This is a genomic window from Streptomyces sp. ISL-98 (assembly GCF_018614055.1).
Taxonomy (GTDB): domain Bacteria; phylum Actinomycetota; class Actinomycetes; order Streptomycetales; family Streptomycetaceae; genus Streptomyces; species Streptomyces spiramyceticus.
In genome coordinates this window covers 207,671-223,086 of record NZ_JAGGPB010000001.1, presented here as the reverse complement: position 1 = coordinate 223,086, position 15,416 = coordinate 207,671, and the positions used below count along the sequence as shown (strand labels likewise).

Annotated in this window: 17 protein-coding genes; 10 read left to right on the top strand and 7 right to left on the bottom strand. The window is 71.1% G+C overall.

All coding sequences use genetic code 11. The annotated features are described in order from the left end of the window. The first annotated feature begins 10 nt into the window (after positions 1 to 10). From J7I98_RS01050 to J7I98_RS40710, 5 genes are all read left to right on the top strand, one after another. Positions 11 to 2,914: a DEAD/DEAH box helicase gene (locus tag J7I98_RS01050; protein WP_214914590.1), complete on the top strand. Its 2,904-nt coding sequence runs from the start codon at positions 11 to 13 to the stop codon at positions 2,912 to 2,914. Further along, a complete protein-coding gene (locus J7I98_RS01045; RefSeq protein ID WP_214914587.1) occupies positions 2,911 to 4,095 on the top strand; it encodes an SWIM zinc finger family protein in 1,185 nt (394 codons plus the stop codon). Before J7I98_RS01050 ends, J7I98_RS01045 begins: the two co-directional genes overlap by 4 nt. A gap of 110 nt (positions 4,096 to 4,205) precedes the next feature. Beyond that, positions 4,206 to 4,622 carry an ATP-binding protein gene (locus J7I98_RS40720; protein WP_251019924.1) on the top strand — a complete coding sequence of 139 codons (417 nt, stop codon included), beginning with the start codon at positions 4,206 to 4,208 and terminating at the stop codon, positions 4,620 to 4,622. Positions 4,623 to 4,759: 137 nt separating this feature from the next. Continuing rightward, complete coding sequence (locus J7I98_RS40715) at positions 4,760 to 5,893, top strand: hypothetical protein (RefSeq protein WP_251019923.1); 1,134 nt, start codon at positions 4,760 to 4,762, stop codon at positions 5,891 to 5,893. Next, a complete protein-coding gene (locus J7I98_RS40710) occupies positions 5,776 to 6,366 on the top strand; it encodes a tetratricopeptide repeat protein (RefSeq protein WP_251019991.1) in 591 nt (196 codons plus the stop codon). The genes J7I98_RS40715 and J7I98_RS40710 overlap by 118 nt, the downstream gene beginning before the upstream one ends. A 9-nt stretch (positions 6,367 to 6,375) precedes the next feature. Here the strand turns inward: J7I98_RS40710 and J7I98_RS42505 are convergent, their stop codons facing one another. Then, a complete protein-coding gene (locus J7I98_RS42505; RefSeq protein ID WP_308377647.1) occupies positions 6,376 to 7,302 on the bottom strand; it encodes a hypothetical protein in 927 nt (308 codons plus the stop codon). 77 nt (positions 7,303 to 7,379) lie between these two features. Between J7I98_RS42505 and J7I98_RS42500 the strand changes: the two genes are divergently transcribed. After that, positions 7,380 to 7,856 carry a hypothetical protein gene (locus J7I98_RS42500; RefSeq protein WP_308377646.1) on the top strand — a complete coding sequence of 159 codons (477 nt, stop codon included), beginning with the start codon at positions 7,380 to 7,382 and terminating at the stop codon, positions 7,854 to 7,856. Positions 7,857 to 8,882: 1,026 nt separating this feature from the next. Continuing rightward, positions 8,883 to 9,254, top strand: coding sequence for a hypothetical protein (locus J7I98_RS01030; protein WP_214914583.1), 372 nt, complete (start codon positions 8,883 to 8,885; stop codon positions 9,252 to 9,254). 22 nt (positions 9,255 to 9,276) lie between these two features. Here the strand turns inward: J7I98_RS01030 and J7I98_RS01025 are convergent, their stop codons facing one another. The 6 genes from J7I98_RS01025 to J7I98_RS01005 all read right to left on the bottom strand — a co-directional run bounded on the left by J7I98_RS01025 (position 9,277) and on the right by J7I98_RS01005 (position 13,205). Further along, positions 9,277 to 9,738 carry a class I SAM-dependent methyltransferase gene (locus J7I98_RS01025; RefSeq protein ID WP_308377645.1) on the bottom strand — a complete coding sequence of 154 codons (462 nt, stop codon included), beginning with the start codon at positions 9,736 to 9,738 and terminating at the stop codon, positions 9,277 to 9,279. 51 nt (positions 9,739 to 9,789) lie between these two features. After that, a complete protein-coding gene (locus tag J7I98_RS42135) occupies positions 9,790 to 9,915 on the bottom strand; it encodes a hypothetical protein (RefSeq protein ID WP_285437977.1) in 126 nt (41 codons plus the stop codon). Between the two features lie 289 nt (positions 9,916 to 10,204). After that, positions 10,205 to 10,858, bottom strand: coding sequence for a DUF2293 domain-containing protein (locus J7I98_RS01020; protein ID WP_214914577.1), 654 nt, complete (start codon positions 10,856 to 10,858; stop codon positions 10,205 to 10,207). Positions 10,859 to 10,889: 31 nt separating this feature from the next. After that, positions 10,890 to 11,348, bottom strand: coding sequence for a hypothetical protein (locus tag J7I98_RS01015; protein WP_214914569.1), 459 nt, complete (start codon positions 11,346 to 11,348; stop codon positions 10,890 to 10,892). A 4-nt stretch (positions 11,349 to 11,352) separates the two neighbouring features. After that, the gene (locus J7I98_RS01010) at positions 11,353 to 11,997 is read right to left on the bottom strand and encodes a peptidase (RefSeq protein ID WP_308377644.1); all 645 of its coding nucleotides are present in this window, start codon (positions 11,995 to 11,997) and stop codon (positions 11,353 to 11,355) included. Continuing rightward, entirely contained in the window at positions 11,994 to 13,205 is a 1,212-nt protein-coding gene (locus tag J7I98_RS01005) for a pyridoxal phosphate-dependent aminotransferase (protein WP_214914566.1), read from the bottom strand. Before J7I98_RS01005 ends, J7I98_RS01010 begins: the two co-directional genes overlap by 4 nt. Before the next feature lie 94 nt (positions 13,206 to 13,299). On the opposite strand from J7I98_RS01005, the gene J7I98_RS01000 reads away from it, so the two are divergent. The 3 genes from J7I98_RS01000 (at position 13,300) to J7I98_RS00990 (ending at position 15,406) form a co-directional block, all read left to right on the top strand. Beyond that, positions 13,300 to 13,962 carry a helix-turn-helix domain-containing protein gene (locus J7I98_RS01000; RefSeq protein WP_214914563.1) on the top strand — a complete coding sequence of 221 codons (663 nt, stop codon included), beginning with the start codon at positions 13,300 to 13,302 and terminating at the stop codon, positions 13,960 to 13,962. Positions 13,963 to 14,140: 178 nt separating this feature from the next. Beyond that, entirely contained in the window at positions 14,141 to 14,617 is a 477-nt protein-coding gene (locus J7I98_RS00995; RefSeq protein ID WP_214914560.1) for a cupin domain-containing protein, read from the top strand. Between the two features lie 213 nt (positions 14,618 to 14,830). Beyond that, positions 14,831 to 15,406 (top strand): hypothetical protein, encoded by a 576-nt coding sequence (locus J7I98_RS00990; protein ID WP_214914555.1) that lies wholly within the window; start codon positions 14,831 to 14,833, stop codon positions 15,404 to 15,406. The last annotated feature ends 10 nt before the right edge of the window (positions 15,407 to 15,416 follow it).

Below are 15,416 nucleotides of genomic sequence, written 5' to 3'. Positions count from 1 at the left end.
GGGGGACACCATGGTGGACAGCGCACGCCGGCATTCACCGGCCCCGAATCTCGCCCGTCGCGCCGCGGTATTCCTCCCCGCCGAGCTCCCGCGCGACGGCAAGATCGCCCTCTGGGACCCGGAGGGCGATCCCCTGCCTGCCCTGCCGGGCGCGGCCGCCGAGATCACGGTCGTACGCCGCCACGGCGCCACCGGCACCGCAGTGCGCCGCGGCACCGTCCCCGCCCTCCTCCTGTCCCTCCCCGACGCCCTGCCGCTGCTGGCCCGCGCCCGTCACGACCCGGCCGCCCACTCCGCTCCCCGCTGCTGGGGCGCGGCCGCGCTGCATGCCCTGCATCTCGCCGCGCGGGGCCGGCTGCTGCCGGGGCTGACCGCTGTGGACCATGACGCCTGGCGGGCCGGACCGCTCGACGCCGACGACATCGCGCAGGTGCGGGCGATCGCCGCGGCCATGCCCGCCGAGGCGTACGCGGTCCCGCTCGAGGGCCGGACCCCCCTCCAGCTGCCCGACCCCGAGGCGCTGGTGAAGGCGTTCCTCGACGCGGTCGTGGACACCTTGCCGCGTACGCCCTCCGCGGCCCATGCAGTGGGCGCCCCCTTCGCGGCGCGCGGGCCACAGCACCTGCCCGCCCTGCGCGAGTGGGCGGCCGAGGTCGCGGCCGGGGTGGACGCGGGGGTGCGCGTATCTCTGCGTCTCGACCTGTCCCAGTTCGAGCTCTTCGACAGCGCGGCGGACGAGGCACCGGGGGAGGGGCCCGGCGAGAGGGTGGGCGAGTCGGCGGACGGTGCCGAGAAGCAGCGCCGGGCCGGTACGGCACTGGTCCAGGTGCACAGCCTGGCCGACCCGACGCACGTCATCGACGCCGCCGCCCTCTGGGCCGGCGGCGGCACCGAAGGCTTCGGCCCGCGCGCCCGTATCGACGCGGTGCTCGCGCTGCGCCGCGCGGCGCGCGTCTGGGCACCGCTCGGCCGGCTCCTGGAGCGCCCGGTCCCCGACGTACTGCCGCTGTCGGAGGACGAGTTGTACGAGCTGCTGGGCCCGGCAGCGGCCAGGCTCGCCGCCGCGGGCGTCGCGGTCCACTGGCCCAGGGAGCTGGCCCGTACGCTCACGGCCACCGCAGTCGTACGCCCCGCGCCCGGTTCGGCGACCGACGGCACCTCCTTCTTCGACGCCCAGGAACTCTTCGCTTTCAGCTGGCAGCTGGCCGTCGGCGGCGAGCCGCTCAGCGAGGCGGACATGGACGCCCTCGCAGAGGCGCACCGCCCGATCGTCCGCCTCAGGGACCAGTGGGTGGTCGTCGACCCGGCGCTGGTGCGCAAGGCACGCAAGCGTGAGCTGGGCCTGCTGGAGCCCGTGGACGCGCTCGCCGTGGCCCTCACGGGAACCGCGGAGGTCGACGGCGAGCAGGTCGAAGCAGTCCCGGTCGGTACCCTGGCCGCCCTCCGCGACCGCCTCACCGCCGCCACGGCCGACGCGCCGCCCGCCGCCCAGCCGCCCGGCCTGGACGCCACCCTGCGCGACTACCAACTGCGCGGCCTCGCCTGGCTCGACCTGATGACGTCCCTCGGCCTCGGCGGCTGCCTCGCCGACGACATGGGCCTCGGCAAGACGATCACGGTCATCGCCCTCCACCTCCGCCGAGCCCGCAGCGCCCCCACCCTCGTCGTATGCCCCGCCTCCCTCCTGGGCAACTGGCAGCGCGAGATCACGCGCTTTGCGCCCGGCGTCCCGGTCCGCCGCTTCCACGGCACGACCCGCACCCTCCACGACATGGGCGGCGCAGGCGCCGACGGTGGCTTCGTCCTCACGACGTACGGAACGATGCGCACCAGCGCGCCCCAACTCGCCTCCCACACCTGGGGGATGGTCGTCGCCGACGAGGCACAGCACGTCAAGAACCCGTATTCCTCCACGGCGAAGGCACTCCGCACCATCCCCGCCCCCGCGCGCATCGCCCTGACCGGCACCCCCGTCGAGAACAACCTCTCCGAGCTGTGGGCCCTGCTCGACTGGACGACACCCGGACTGCTCGGCCCGCTCAAGGCGTTCCGCGCCCGCCACGCGCGACTGGTCGAGAGCGGCGAGGACGACGAGGCGTCGGAGCGCCTCGCCCGCCTCGTGCGCCCGTTCCTGCTGCGCCGCAAGAAGTCGGACCCGGGCATCGTGCCGGAGCTGCCGCCCAAGACGGAGACCGACCACCCTGTCTCGCTCAGCCGCGAACAGGCATCCCTCTACGAAGCGGCCGTACGGGAATCCATGGCGGCCATCGAGGAGTCGGAGGGCATCGCGCGCCGAGGCCTCATCATGAGACTCCTCTCCTCCCTCAAGCAGATCTGCAATCACCCCGCGCAGTATCTGAAGGAGGACACGCGGCGCCTCACGGGCCGCTCCGGCAAGCTCGAACTCCTCGACGAACTCCTCGACACGATCCTGTCCGAGGGCGGCTCGGTCCTGATCTTCACGCAGTACGTGACGATGGCCCGCCTCCTCTCGGACCACCTGGCGGCCCGCGCGGTCTCCGCCCAACTCCTGCACGGCGGCACACCCATTGCCCAGCGGGAGGAAATGGTCGACCGCTTCCAGTCCGCCGAGGTCCCCGTTTTCCTCCTCTCCCTCAAGGCGGCGGGCACCGGCCTGAACCTCACCAGGGCCGCCCATGTCATCCACTACGACCGCTGGTGGAACCCGGCGGTCGAGGACCAGGCGACGGACCGTGCGTACCGCATCGGCCAGACCCAGCCGGTGCAAGTGCACCGCCTGATCGCGGAGGGGACGGTGGAGGACCGTATCGCCGAACTCATCGCCTCCAAGCGGGCGCTGGCAGACGCGATCCTGGGCGGCGGAGAGGCAGCGCTGACCGAGCTGACCGACCGAGAGCTGGCGGACCTGGTGTCGCTGAGGAGGTCGGCATGAGTACGAGCTGGTGGGGCAACGCCTGGATCGAGGCGCTCGAAGCGCTCTCGCTGGACCCCGCCCGCCTCGCCCGCGGCCGTACGTACGCCAGTGAGGGAAACGTCGGCGCGATCAGCGTCACGCCGGGCCGGATCATCACGTACGTACGAGGCAGCCGCCCCCGCCCGTACCGTACGGAAATCCGCCTGCAGGTGCTCTCCGACGAAGACTGGGACCGTTTCCTGACCATGGCGGCGGCCGATCCCGCGCACATGGCGGCCCTGCTCGACAAGGACATGCCGCACTCCCTGGTGGAGTCGGCGGCCGAGGTGGGCGTTGGCCTGCTGCCCGCCCCCGGCGACCTGATCCCGTCCTGCTCGTGCCCGGACCACGGCCACCCCTGCAAGCACGCGGCTGCCCTCTGCTACGAAACCGCCCGCCTCCTGGACGCCGACCCGTTCGTCCTGTTCGTCATGCGCGGCCGGGCCGAACGTGACCTGCTCGACGACCTCGCCCGCCGAAACGCCGCCCACTCCGCCCGCGAGAAGCCCGCGCCGCCGCCCTTCCCCGGCGTCCTGGCCGCCACCGCCCTGACTCCGCGTACGCTCCCACCGCTCCCGGGCCCGCTGCCGGTCCCCCCGCACGCCGGCCACGCCTCCGGCGCGTACCCCGGCACGCGCGGCGCCCCCGACCCGCTGGCCCTGGACCTCCTCGTCACGGACGCCGCAGCCCGCGCCCACACCCTCCTCACCACCGGCACGGACCCCATCGCCACCCTCACCCCCTGGCAGGACGCGGTGCGCCTCGCCGCTGCCCAGCCCGGCTCGGGCCTCACCGCCGCGACCCGCACGCTGTACGCCCGCCTCGCATCCGCCACCGGCCGCACCCCGACCGACCTGGCCCGCGCGGTGGCCGCCTGGCAGCAGGGCGGCCTGACCGGCCTGTCCGTACTCGAAACGCCCTGGGACCCCCCGGCAGGCCCCTTCGACCGAGCCCGCCCGGCCCTGGCCGCCGCAGACCTCCCCCGCCTGCGCCCCCACCGCAACCGCCTCAGCGACGGGGAACGCGGCATACAGCTGCGCCTGGGCCACGACGACCGCTGGTACCCGTACGAATCGGACCCCGGCACGGACGACTGGTGGCCGACGGGCACCCCGGACGAGGACCCGGTGGGCGCGCTGACGGAGCTGCTCGACGACTGACCGCATGCCGGTGACTGTGCCCGCTGGGCTCACTGTGCGCGGTTGCGCCTCAGTGCGCCTGACTGCGTGCCAGGTGCGGAGGTAGTGTTCCTGGCCGGTGGTGGTAGTACGTGCCGACTGAAGGGGGCCTGATGGACGCCGAGTTGGCGGCGGAGGCGAGCGTACGCAATGAGCTCGGCGGGACCGTGTACGGCCACAGCGTGCAGGCCCAGCACATCGGCAGCGTCACCTTCCACGAAGCCCCGGCGCCTGTCCGTATTCCGGGCTGGCCCGTGCCGCGCGAGTTACCCGCTCCCACCCGGTACTTCACCAACCGGCGCCGCGAACTCGCCCGTCTCGCAGCCCTGCTGGAGGAGAGGGCCGACGTACCGGACCTCGTCGTACTCTCCGGCCCCGGCGGCATCGGCAAGTCGGCCACCGCCCTGCACTGGGCGGCGTCGCTGAGCGGGCATTACGACGGCCCCGGCTCCACATCGACCTGCGCGGCGACAACACCGCCACCGCCCTTGCTCCGTCCGCGGTCCTGAACCGTTTCCTCCGCAGGCTGGGCATCGACGGACGCTGGATCCCGGCCGACGAGGAGGACAGGGCGGACCTGTTCCGCAGCCTGACCGCCGGCCAGCGCATCCTGACCGTCCTCGACAATGCGCATTCCGTCGCCCAGGTGCTGCCCCTGCTCACCACCGCACCCGGCTCGCTCACCGTGGTCACCAGCCGCCACCGGCTCCGCCGGCTGATACGGGAACGCGGAGCGCACCACATCGAACTCGGCCCGTTCACGGCCGATGACGCCGAGCAGCTCCTCGCCCGTGTCGCGCCCGGCCGCGACATGACGGGAGCGGACTCAGTGGCGAGACACTGCGGTGGACTGCCGCTCGCGCTGTGCATCGCGGCCGAGCGGATGGCCGTACGGACCCATCTGACCTGGGAGAAGCAGCGGCAGGACATGGAGCGAGCCATGGGGCAGGGCATGGAGCGAGGCATGGCAGACCACGCCGGGCAGGACACGGATGATCAAGAGCCCCTGACCGGCATCGCGGACGCCTCGTACGCGGATCTGTCGCCGGATGCGGCCCGCCTCTACCGCCTCGCGGCCCTGCGCCCATGGCCGACGCTCACCGCCCAGGCCGCCGCCGCGCTCATCGGCGTACCGCAGCAGAAGGCAGCCTTGCTGCTCGAGGAGCTCGCGGAGATCCACCTCATCGGCGAAACCGCCTCCGGCCGCTACCGCTTCCACGACCTGATCCGGTCCCACGCCGAGCAGCGTGCCCTGTGCGAGGAGGGCCCGGCGAGGTCAGCGGCGGCCGTACGACGCCTGCTGCTCCACTACGTCGATGCCGGCGCGGCTGCCGACGCCTGTGTGAATCCCGGGGGTTGGCATCTGGGTCCTGCGTACGCGCGCCTCGTCCCCGCGCCCGCGTTCCCGTCGCCCGCGCAGGCGCTGACCTGGCTGGCCGCGGAGCGCGAGAACCTGGAGGAAGCGGTGCGTACGGCGGCGGAGTACGGTCACGACGAGCTGACCTGGCAGCTGTGCGAGACGCTGTGGAGTCTGTACCTGAAGCAGGGCTTCCACCAGGAGTGGATCGCCACCCACCGGCTGGGGGGGGGAAGGCGGCGGCCCGTTGCCCGGACATACCGGAGGCCGAGGGGCGCATGCACGCCCAGCTCGGCTTCGCGTACCTGGGTATCGCCCAATACGCCGACGCGGAACGCGAATTCACGGCAGCGGCCGAGGCGGACGGCCGCGCAGGACATGCGCAGGGCGAGGCGACGGCCGTTGAGTCGCTCGGCCTGCTGAGGCTGAACCAGCAGCAGTACGAGGAGGCGGCCGACTGCTTCCGACGTGCCAAGGCCCTGTCCACCGCCCCCCGGGCCCTCGCCCTACTGGAACACCATCTTGGCCGTGCCCTGACAGGCCAGGGCCGCCATGCGGAGGCGACAGCGCAACTGACGCAGGCCCAGGGTCTGATGCGGGCGCTGCCAGACCCGTACAACGAGGCGAGGGTCCTGACCAGCCTCGGCGAGACGGCCCTGGCGGCCGGGCGGCCCGAGCAGGCGGAGGAATGGCTGGCCCTCGCGGCTGCGCAGATGGCGGCGGAGGAGGCGGTGGTCCAGCAGGCCGACATCGCGGAGCTCCGGGCGCGCGCCGCGGCGGATCCGGCGGACGTACGCCGCTTCCTGCGCGAGGCGCTCGCCCTCCATGAGCGGACGGGGGCGCCCGGCGCGGCAGAGGTTCGGGCGCGGCTGGAGGCTCTGGATGCTGATGGCTGACGGCTGACATCACCGAGTCGGTGGGGTAGGAGCGACGTCGACCGTGATGTGGTGGCGGACCCGGCCCGTCACCACCGTCATGCCGACGGCCAGTTCGTCGACGGTCCTGCCGCTCTCCAGCCATGCGTAGAGCGCCGACGCGTAGACGGCCGGGTCGCACGGATCCGGACAACTGTCCTGCCCGGACCGGGCATTGAGCACGACCAGACGTCCGTCGGCCGTGCGCACGAGGCAGTGGTCCGTGCCGGTCACGGCCACTGCCATGGCGGCGTACGGCCGCTGCCGCAGCGCGTCGGCGGTCCAGGCGGCGGGATGCTCTGGGGCGTACCCCAGCACCAGGTCGGCGAGGGCGAGGCGGGTCGGGTCGCGGGTGTCCTCGTGTACGGCGGTGTGGGCGTCGGACGGGCCGTACAGGGCGTCGGGACCGGCGGGTGAGTGGCCGATGTACCGGGTCACCGAGATCTCGGGCGCCTGCGTCTGAGATGCGCTGTTCCGCACATCGGTCCTCACTTGGGTCAGCACGCGGAGGGGCTCGGTGACCTGCACCACGTCGGCGTCGGGCAGACCCAGTCGCTCCAGCAGGGCAGGCCGCTCCGGTTCCGACCTTCCCATCAGGTCGTAGAACATCTGCCGCAGCAGGCCGGCGGACTCGCCGGGAGCGGAGGTCGTCTGGGCGGCGAGAACGTCGTAGCGCCCGGGAATGTGACCGGCGAGGGTGTGGTCCAGCTGTGGGCAGAGGGGCTCGTACGGGTGCAGTCTTGGCGCGATACGTCCCAACTCGGCGACAGGCGAGGCGGTATCGAGGTCGTCTTCGGGGAACGCCCCGAGGAGGACGGGCGTGCCCAGGGCGGCGGCGTAATAGGTGACGGAACCGTGGTCGCCGATGACGCAGTCGGCGGCGACGAGGGCCTGCCGCCACGCGCCCAGGGGAGGCACGAGCAGGAGCCCGGAGTCCTGGGCCGTGCGTAGCCAGCGCCGTACTTGGCCGGGCCCGTGGCCGTGCCAAATGTTGGGTGGAGGACGGCGCACACGCGGTACTCGTCGGCAGGCAGGGCACCGACCAGTTCCGTGAGCAGCCACGACAGCTCGTCGCTGCCGAAGAGCGACCGGCGCCCCCAGGTCGAGTTCAGAACGACGAGCCGCTGACCGGGTCCGACGCCGAAGCGCCGCCGGAAGGCTTCCCTGCGCGGGACAGCCTCGAGTATCCGGTCGAAGCACGGATCGCCGGCGAGTGCGGCGGTGTGGGCGGCTTCGGGGCAGGTGAGGCGGAGCCGGTCGAGCTGCTCAGGGTGGGAGAGGACGGTGGCGGTGGCGATGGGTTTGCCGTCGTGGAGCAGCCACTCGGGAGAAAGACCGAAGACGGGCGCTGGAGCAACCTGCCCCTCGTCACCCGGCCATCCGGTATCCGGTATCCGGTATCCGGTATCCGGTATCCGGTATCCCTCTTATTGTATCCAACGCCGTGCGACAGTACGGCCAACTGCCCTTGAAGCGCGTGCAGTTCGCCGCCGTAGCTCGCACTCACCACCAGGTCGGCATCCGCCTCCTTGGCCTGCTCCCACGGCAGCACGGGCAGCCCGGCCGATGCAAGCAACTCAGGCACCCCGTCCAGGAACGGTGACGACCCGGTGCACGTGGCAAGGCACTCCACGCCCAAATCGTCGTCGAAGAGGGGCATCACATCGAGCAGCCGCGTCGCCGAGGTCACGTTGTGGGCAACGAAGAGCACACGCTTGCCGCCGTCCCGCGTAACCCACCGCCAGGCATCCGGCCCCACAGGCACCCGCAGCCTCACCTCACCCACGGACCACCCCACCCCCTTCCTTCTCGCCGCCAGCCGCGCCACGATAGCCGGTGCCCGCCCCTAGAGCGGTCCGTGGTCCCGGTGGTCGACGAGACGCGGAACGCTGTGAGTGGGCAGGCCAGAGTCGGAACCCTCGTACCGCGGACTGTGTGAGCGCTGCCCGGACGCTGCCGTCCTCCGCCGGCAGCGTAGCCGTCGTCATCAGCCACAGCCGCCTGTACGGCATCGAGGGCGACGCCCTCCTCCCTCGCGCCGCTGGACGAGCAGTACGCCGTACGCCTGCTGCACCGCATCGTCAGCGACCCGAGGCTGGCAGCAGAGCGCGAGGCGGCAGCCCGGCTCGCCGATCTGTGCGGCCGTCCCGCCGCCCTCCGTATCGCCGCCAGTGGGTGCGCCGACACCGCCGCCCACTGCGACGCCTGATCGACGAACTCGCCGCCGAACTGTAGGGGAAGGGCGTCTCCATGGTGGGAGGTGTTTGGGACGCGCGTACCGGGACTTGACCGCCGAGGCGGCCCTTCTTTAACGGTCGCTCGCCGTGCACCCGGGCAGGTCGAGGGCGGCGGCGTACATAAAGTGCTCGACAACAACAGCCGGTACCCGCCAGTCTGCGCGCATGCGCATACGCACCAAGCGATACGGCCGCTTCACCGCCGCCGACTTCTAGCACGGCCACGCCGGAACGACCGGCGGCCCGGAGCCAGAGGTCCCCATGTCCCGTACCACTCACCACACCCCCCTGAAGCACCGCAAAACGAGCTGGTGGTCGAGGGGCTCCGGCGGCCCGTGGACGGCCCACACCCTCACGGACCTCCGCTACTCGTACGCGGACCTGTCCAAGGCCCTCCGCACAGGCCGCCGCCCCACCCCTAGCCGCAGGATGCGCACGTTCGCGTCCTACGAGTACCCACGCGCCGCAGGCACCCCGATCCGAGGCCAACGCGAACACGAGTCCCGCGCCCGAGCGGCCCTCCGCCTCTTCGCCACCCGCGCCCGCAAGGAACTTCGTACCTCCCCCACAACAGCCGAGGACCTCGACCACCCCCCGACCCGCCACCGCCACACCTGCATCTGGCAGGGCTGACGGGCGGTGGCCAGGGGTGGTGTCACACGACCTGGAGGACGACAACTCGGCAGGTTACGTGTTCCTTGGTGTGGTATGTCCGATCGACCTGCTCATCGACGACGCGGACGGTACCGCGCCGTTGCAACTGATCAATGTGCGTACTGAAGCCCATTTTCTCCCAGATCTGGGTGAGCACGGTCATGACCACGTACCCGCCCTTCCGGGCGACGCCGACGAGCGGATCGATCCCTTCGGGCCCCACGTGCCCGGCGGTAAAGGTGCCGACACAGACGACAGCCCCGTAGCTGCCCGGGTCGAAGGGCAGGGGCCGAGTGATGTCGGCGATCTCCAGCTGCCGGTAGATGCCTTTACTGCGGGCGATGTTGAGCATGCCTTGCGACAGGTCGACTCCATCGAGCGTCGAAAAGCCGCGCTGCACCAGCTCACCACCCACGAGCCCCGTTCCGCACCCGGCGTCCAGGAGCGGAGTGTCGGCCGGCACGAGTTCCGTGACTCTGTCCGCAGCCAGGGCCGGCCCGAGATAGCCCAGGCCCTAGATCGTGTCTTTGTCGTAGGCGCCCGCCCAGTCGTCGTAAATCCCGGTGCGTTCCTGGACGTCTCCGTCGAGGGAGTACATCCGCTTGAGGATGGGGTGGTGCACATTGAACTGTTCGGTCACGGGCAATCGCCTCTCGTGGTTGGACGGTTCAACTGCGCGTCTCTTCCCTGCCCTTCTCCCTCGCAATGGAGACTATGAGGGAGCGGTACAGCCCACAACCAGACGTCTTCCAGCCGCCGCACCATGGCTTGGACAGGCAGTGCCGCGCAGGACGGGGAGGGACGCCGAGCACGCGCACTGCGAAGGTGACGGTGTGGGGGTACAGCGACGAGGAGGCGTTCGCTCCGGACGGTCTGCCAGCGGTAGGCATCGTGGCCGACAGGGACAGGGACAGGGACAGGGACCGGAGTTATGGCTCGTCCTGCCAGGCCGCGAGGACCGCCTCTATCGCGCTCGCCACCCTCGCCCGCGCCTTCCTCCGCGGTACGCCGTCCATCAGCAGCGCGTCGTACTCCGTGTCCTCGTGCCGCACTGCGGCCCGCACCGCTGCCGTTATCGCCGCCTCGTCCAGGGCCCGGCCCGCCGCGCTGCGGCCCACCCTGCCGCTGCCGCGTTCCGAAGCGTGGGTTGCTATCGCGCGGGCGCGTTGTGGTGGGCAGGACGGGTAGAGGCGGAGGATTTCTGCCGTCAGGGTGGCGGTGAAACGTACGTCCTCGGCCGCGCGACGGGTCGCGTCGCGGGCCCGGCGACGGGCTCGGGAGTCGGCGTCCGCCAGGCAGGCCGATTCAGCGCGGGCCAGGGCCGTTTCCTCGACCAGGAGGCCCTGGCGCTCGTATCGCTTACGGCGTCTGCTGTGGCGGATGACCACCGCCCAGAGCGAGCTGGCCTCGCGGGCTCTGCGTGTCAGGGCCGCGTTGCCCCGAGGGAGGTAGACCAGGTGGGCCAGGTCCGCGCAGTCGAGGCAGATGACGGCGTTGAATTCGAGGATGTGGAAGCGTAGGGGGCCTTGGTGGCACTCGGCACAGTGCCGCTGTTTGAGTGGTTCGATCACCACCAGGTCCATGGGGGGATTTTACGCCGGGGGTGATGGCGTGTCAGCGGACGCTCGGGGCCGCCGCCTCGATGAATCGTGCCAGGGCCTCGTCCGCCTGTTCCGAGCGCCTGGCGCGCTCCGCCTCGTTCGGTGCCTCGTGCATGCAGTGCGTCAACTCGAAGGCCGTACGGGCCAGCTCGACGGACTCCCTGTCCGCGCAGACCAGCTGTACCCGGATCAGGGCCTGTCGGGCGGCCGAGCGCTGTGCGTACGACTCTAAGCGCGAACTCTTGGCGTCGGCGCTGTCCGGCGCTTCGGCCTTGCGGTGCCAGCGGTCGTTCTGGGCGCGGCGGTAGTCCACCAGCGCGCCGGCGAAGGCGCTGTACGTCGAGATCCGCTCCTGGCGGAGCTGCTCGGCGCGGGTCAGGGCGGCGGTTCGTTCCGCTGCCTGGCGCTGGAAGTAGTACGTCGCCACCGAACCGAGCAGCGTGCCTATGACGGCGATCATGGCTGTGCCCATGGGGTTACCGCCTTGCGCCGAACGACATGCCTCTGCCTGCGAAGAAGCGCTCGAAGGTCGTGAGGGGGAGGTTCGCGGCGCGGGTGTCCGGCGTTGTGCCCGACGGGTTGTGGAAGTGGACGCCGTTGCCGTCCGGCGTGCGGGACGTGATGAGGACCAGGTGGCCGCCCCGGCCCGGGGCCTCGCGGTCCGGGTTGCGGATTTCGTAGTGGACCGACGCCATCACCGTCCGGCCCGCGTCCAGCAGTTCGAGGATCTGGGGCGGGGTCAGGTGGCGGTGGACCGTCGCGGGGAGCGCGTGTGCCTCTTCTGCGTACTTCGCCAACGGGGCGTAGACCAGGCCCTGGATCGTGTCGTCCTCGTGGTCCGTGTACGCGCCGTACTCGAGCGCATCGTCGCGGAGCGCGAAGAGGGAGGGGGCGCCGGGGCCCAGCGCCATGCGCAGGCACGCCATGCCGCACAAGTGGCCGCACCACCGTGCGTACTCCTCCACCGTTGCCGCGCCCGAGGACTCCCATGCCGGGTCCGACGCCGGGTCCAGGCCGCCGTACACGATCTGCTCGATCAGGTCCGGGGACGCGAACTGGGTCTGGATGGGGATGTGGCAGGTGGGGCAGAGGGGGGACGTAACTGGCGGTGGTGGTGTCACTGGCGGTATCCACTCAGGAAGCGGCCGATACGGCTGATCGCCGCATCCAGATCGTCAGCGTACGGGAGGGTGAGGATGCGGAAGTGGTCAGGGCGCGGCCAGTTGAAGCCAGTGCCCTGTACGACCTGGATCTTCTCGCGGAGGAGCAGGTCCAGGACGAACTTCTCGTCGTCGTGAATCTTGTGGATCTTCGGGTCCAGGCGCGGGAACGCGTACAGGGCGCCCTTCGGCTTGACGCACGAGACTCCGGGGATCTCGTTGAGCTTCGCCCACGCGACCTCGCGCTGTTCGTTCAGGCGCCCGCCCTTGGCGGTGAGCTCGTGGATGGACTGGCGGCCGCCGAGCGCCGCCTGGATGGCGTACTGCGCGGGGGCGTTCGCGCACAGGCGCATGGAGGCGAGCATCGTCAGGCCCTCCAGGTAACTCTTCGCGTGCTGTTTGGGGCCGGTGACGACCAGCCAGCCCGAGCGGAATCCGGCGACGCGGTACGACTTCGACAGGCCGCTGAAGGTGAGGACGACCAGGTCGCGGGCGAGGGCGGCCGCGGTGTGGTGGACGGCGTCGTCGTACACGATCTGGTCGTAGATCTCGTCGGCGAACACCATCAGCTGGTGGCGGCGGGCGAGGTCCAGGATTCCTTCGATGATCTCGCGCGGATAGACGGCGCCGGTGGGGTTGTTGGGGTTGATGATGACGACAGCTTTTGTGCGGTCGGTGATCTTTGACGCCATGTCGTCGAGGTCCGGATACCAGTCCGCGGACTCGTCGCAGAGGTAGTGGACGGCTTTGCCGCCGGAGAGGGTGGTTACGGCGGTCCACAGGGGGAAGTCGGGGGCGGGGATCAGGACTTCGTCGCCGGTTTCGAGCAGGGCCTGCACGGCCATGGAGACGAGTTCGGACACGCCGTTGCCGAGGAAGATGTCGTCGACCGACACATCTGGCAGGCCGAGGGCCTGGTAGCGCTGCGCTACTGCGCGGCGGGCGGAGAGGACTCCGCGGGAGTCGGTGTAGCCGTGTGCCCGCGGGAGCATCCGGATCATGTCCTGGACGATCTCTTCCGGCGCTTCGAAGCCGAAGAGCGCCGGGTTGCCTGTGTTGAGGCGCAGGACGCTGTGGCCCGCCTCCTCAAGGGCGTTGGCCTGCTCGATCACCGGGCCGCGGATCTCGTAACAGACCTCGTTGAGTTTGCTCGACTGCCGGAACTCCATGCGGTGCGCCTCCCCAGAAGTGGTGCTGCTCGGTGTTACTTGGTTTTACCAAGTAACCGCTTGGAAAGTCCAACAATTTGAATAGACTCTTCGCATGCCACCACGCCGTACGGAGACACGCCGCCGGAGTTACGACCAGTACTGCCCCGCCGCCCGAGCCCTCGACGCCGTCGGCGACCGCTGGACCCTGCTGATCGTCCGGGAGTTGCTGGCGGGGCCCCGCCGCTACACCGACCTCCACGCCGATCTGCCCGGCGTAAGTACGGACGTACTCGCGTCCCGCCTCAAGGACATGGAGCGCGACGCCCTGGTGACCCGCCGCCGACTGCCGCCGCCCGCCGCCGCGTACGTGTACGAACTCACCGAGCGGGGGCGTGGCTTGCTGCCGGTGATAGGGGCGCTGGCGGAGTGGGGAGCGCCCGCTCTGGAGGAGCGGCGGCCTACGGACGCTGTGCGCGCGCACTGGTTCGCGATTCCGCTGATGCGGGCGCTGGAGGGTTTGGGCGTGGATGGGGTTGTCGACGTCCGGCTCGACGAAGGGGAGTTCCATGTGCGGTTGAGGGGAGAGGGTGGGGTGGCGGCGTACGGCGACGGGCCCGCCGGTCTGACTGGCGTGGCAGACGCTCGCATCGAAATGGACGCTGACACTTGTCTGGCGGTCAGTGGCGGGGCCCTGTCCGTTGCGGAGGGCGTACGGGGCGGGCGTATTCAAGTGCAGGGGGACGGGGCGCTGGCAGCCGCGCTGCGCGGGGAATGAGCTGACCTGTATCGGATGTGTCGTACGCGCCGTACGGGCAGTGCGGCGTCCGATACGGTAGGGCGATTTTGGCGAAGCGGCAGTGGGGCGGCGAACGTACCGGAAGGCCGTAATCCCCTTGTGGCGCCCGGGAGTTGGAGGGATTCCGATGAGGTCTATGGGTTTCAGATTCAGGTTCATGGGAAGCGGCAGCACGCAGCAGGGGTGGATACGCAAGGGCATGATCCTTGCGGCGTGTGTGGCAGCGCTCGGCCTGGTGCCGTCCGCCGCGATCGCGACGCCCGGAAGCGGGGTGAGCGGCACGGTGCTCGCCACCGGCACCTCCGCCGGAACACTGAAGGTGAAGGCCAAGGGGCCCACCGATGTGGTCGTACGCATCGTCACCATCGCACCGGGCGGGACCACCGGCTGGCACCACCACAGCGGCCAGGTCATCGCCGTCGTACAGCAGGGCACGCTGTCCCGGATGCTCGACGACTGCTCCGTCGAGACGACGACCGCGGGCAAGTCCTTCGTCGAGCCGGCCGGAGCAAAGCACCGCCACGTCGGGCGCAATCTGGGGAGCGAACCAGTCGTGCTGTACGTGACCTACATGCTGCCCGCCGGAAGCCCGCTCTCCGTCGATGCCGACGCACCGGAGTGCGACCGGGGCTGACAGGCGGGCGTACTCCTCGACCGCCGTACGGACGATCTTCCCGGGCGCAGCGTCGTCCGTGATGTCGGCCACCAGCGGACGGATGCCGGGGTGCGCGGGGGGCTCGTCGAGCGGCTCCGGCCTGCGGCCCCACCCTCCTCACGCGTGCGCCCGCGCCGGCGAACAGGGCAAGGTCAAGCGGCTTCGGTGGCTGCTGCGGTTAGGGTCGGCTCCATGACTTCCGACCTCTGGGCCGCGCTGCCCGCCGCCGTACGCGAGAACGTCGACGAACTCGTCGTCCAGGGGCGGTCGGTCCAGGCCGTCTTCGCCATCCGCTCCTCCGGCGTCGCGCCGCGGCCGGGACTGCGTGCCTGCCAGGAGCTGATCGCCGAGCGGGGTGCCGCGCTCGCCGGCCGGATGGGGCCGCCGCCGCTGCGCGATCTGGAGACGCTGGCCGCCGAGGTCGCTGCGCTGCCGAGGCCGGTGGTGGCCATCGAGGCGGACTGGGACGGGGATACGCAGGGGCGGTTTGTGCGGCTGCTTGCGGTGACGGCGGGTCCGGGGGATCAGGCTGGTCCGGCGGACCCGCATGTCCTCGCGCACCTGCGGCCCGGCGATGACCTGCGCGACTTCGACGGGGAGGCGCCGCCGTGGCCCGAGCAGGGGGAGGCGGTGGCTGTGGGGCGGGCGCTTGCCGAGCGGTTCGGGGTGCCGTTCCGGTTCGACGGTTCGGGTGGGCCCGAGGTGCCTGAGCCGCCCGTCCGGCCCCTCTCGCCCGGCTCTCCCGTGCCGCCTGTTCTGCCCGGGTGATGTGGCGGCG

Excerpts from the sequence above, each read along its gene's own strand:
- J7I98_RS01050 (WP_214914590.1), top strand. The coding sequence starts at position 11 with ATGGTGGACAGCGCACGCCGGCATTCACCGGCCCCGAATCTCGCCCGT.
- J7I98_RS01045 (WP_214914587.1), top strand. The coding sequence starts at position 2,911 with ATGAGTACGAGCTGGTGGGGCAACGCCTGGATCGAGGCGCTCGAAGCG.
- J7I98_RS01030 (WP_214914583.1), top strand. The coding sequence starts at position 8,883 with ATGTCCCGTACCACTCACCACACCCCCCTGAAGCACCGCAAAACGAGC.
- J7I98_RS01020 (WP_214914577.1), bottom strand. The coding sequence starts at position 10,858 with ATGGACCTGGTGGTGATCGAACCACTCAAACAGCGGCACTGTGCCGAG.
- J7I98_RS01015 (WP_214914569.1), bottom strand. The coding sequence starts at position 11,348 with ATGGGCACAGCCATGATCGCCGTCATAGGCACGCTGCTCGGTTCGGTG.
- J7I98_RS01005 (WP_214914566.1), bottom strand. The coding sequence starts at position 13,205 with ATGGAGTTCCGGCAGTCGAGCAAACTCAACGAGGTCTGTTACGAGATC.
- J7I98_RS01000 (WP_214914563.1), top strand. The coding sequence starts at position 13,300 with ATGCCACCACGCCGTACGGAGACACGCCGCCGGAGTTACGACCAGTAC.
- J7I98_RS00995 (WP_214914560.1), top strand. The coding sequence starts at position 14,141 with ATGGGAAGCGGCAGCACGCAGCAGGGGTGGATACGCAAGGGCATGATC.
- J7I98_RS00990 (WP_214914555.1), top strand. The coding sequence starts at position 14,831 with ATGACTTCCGACCTCTGGGCCGCGCTGCCCGCCGCCGTACGCGAGAAC.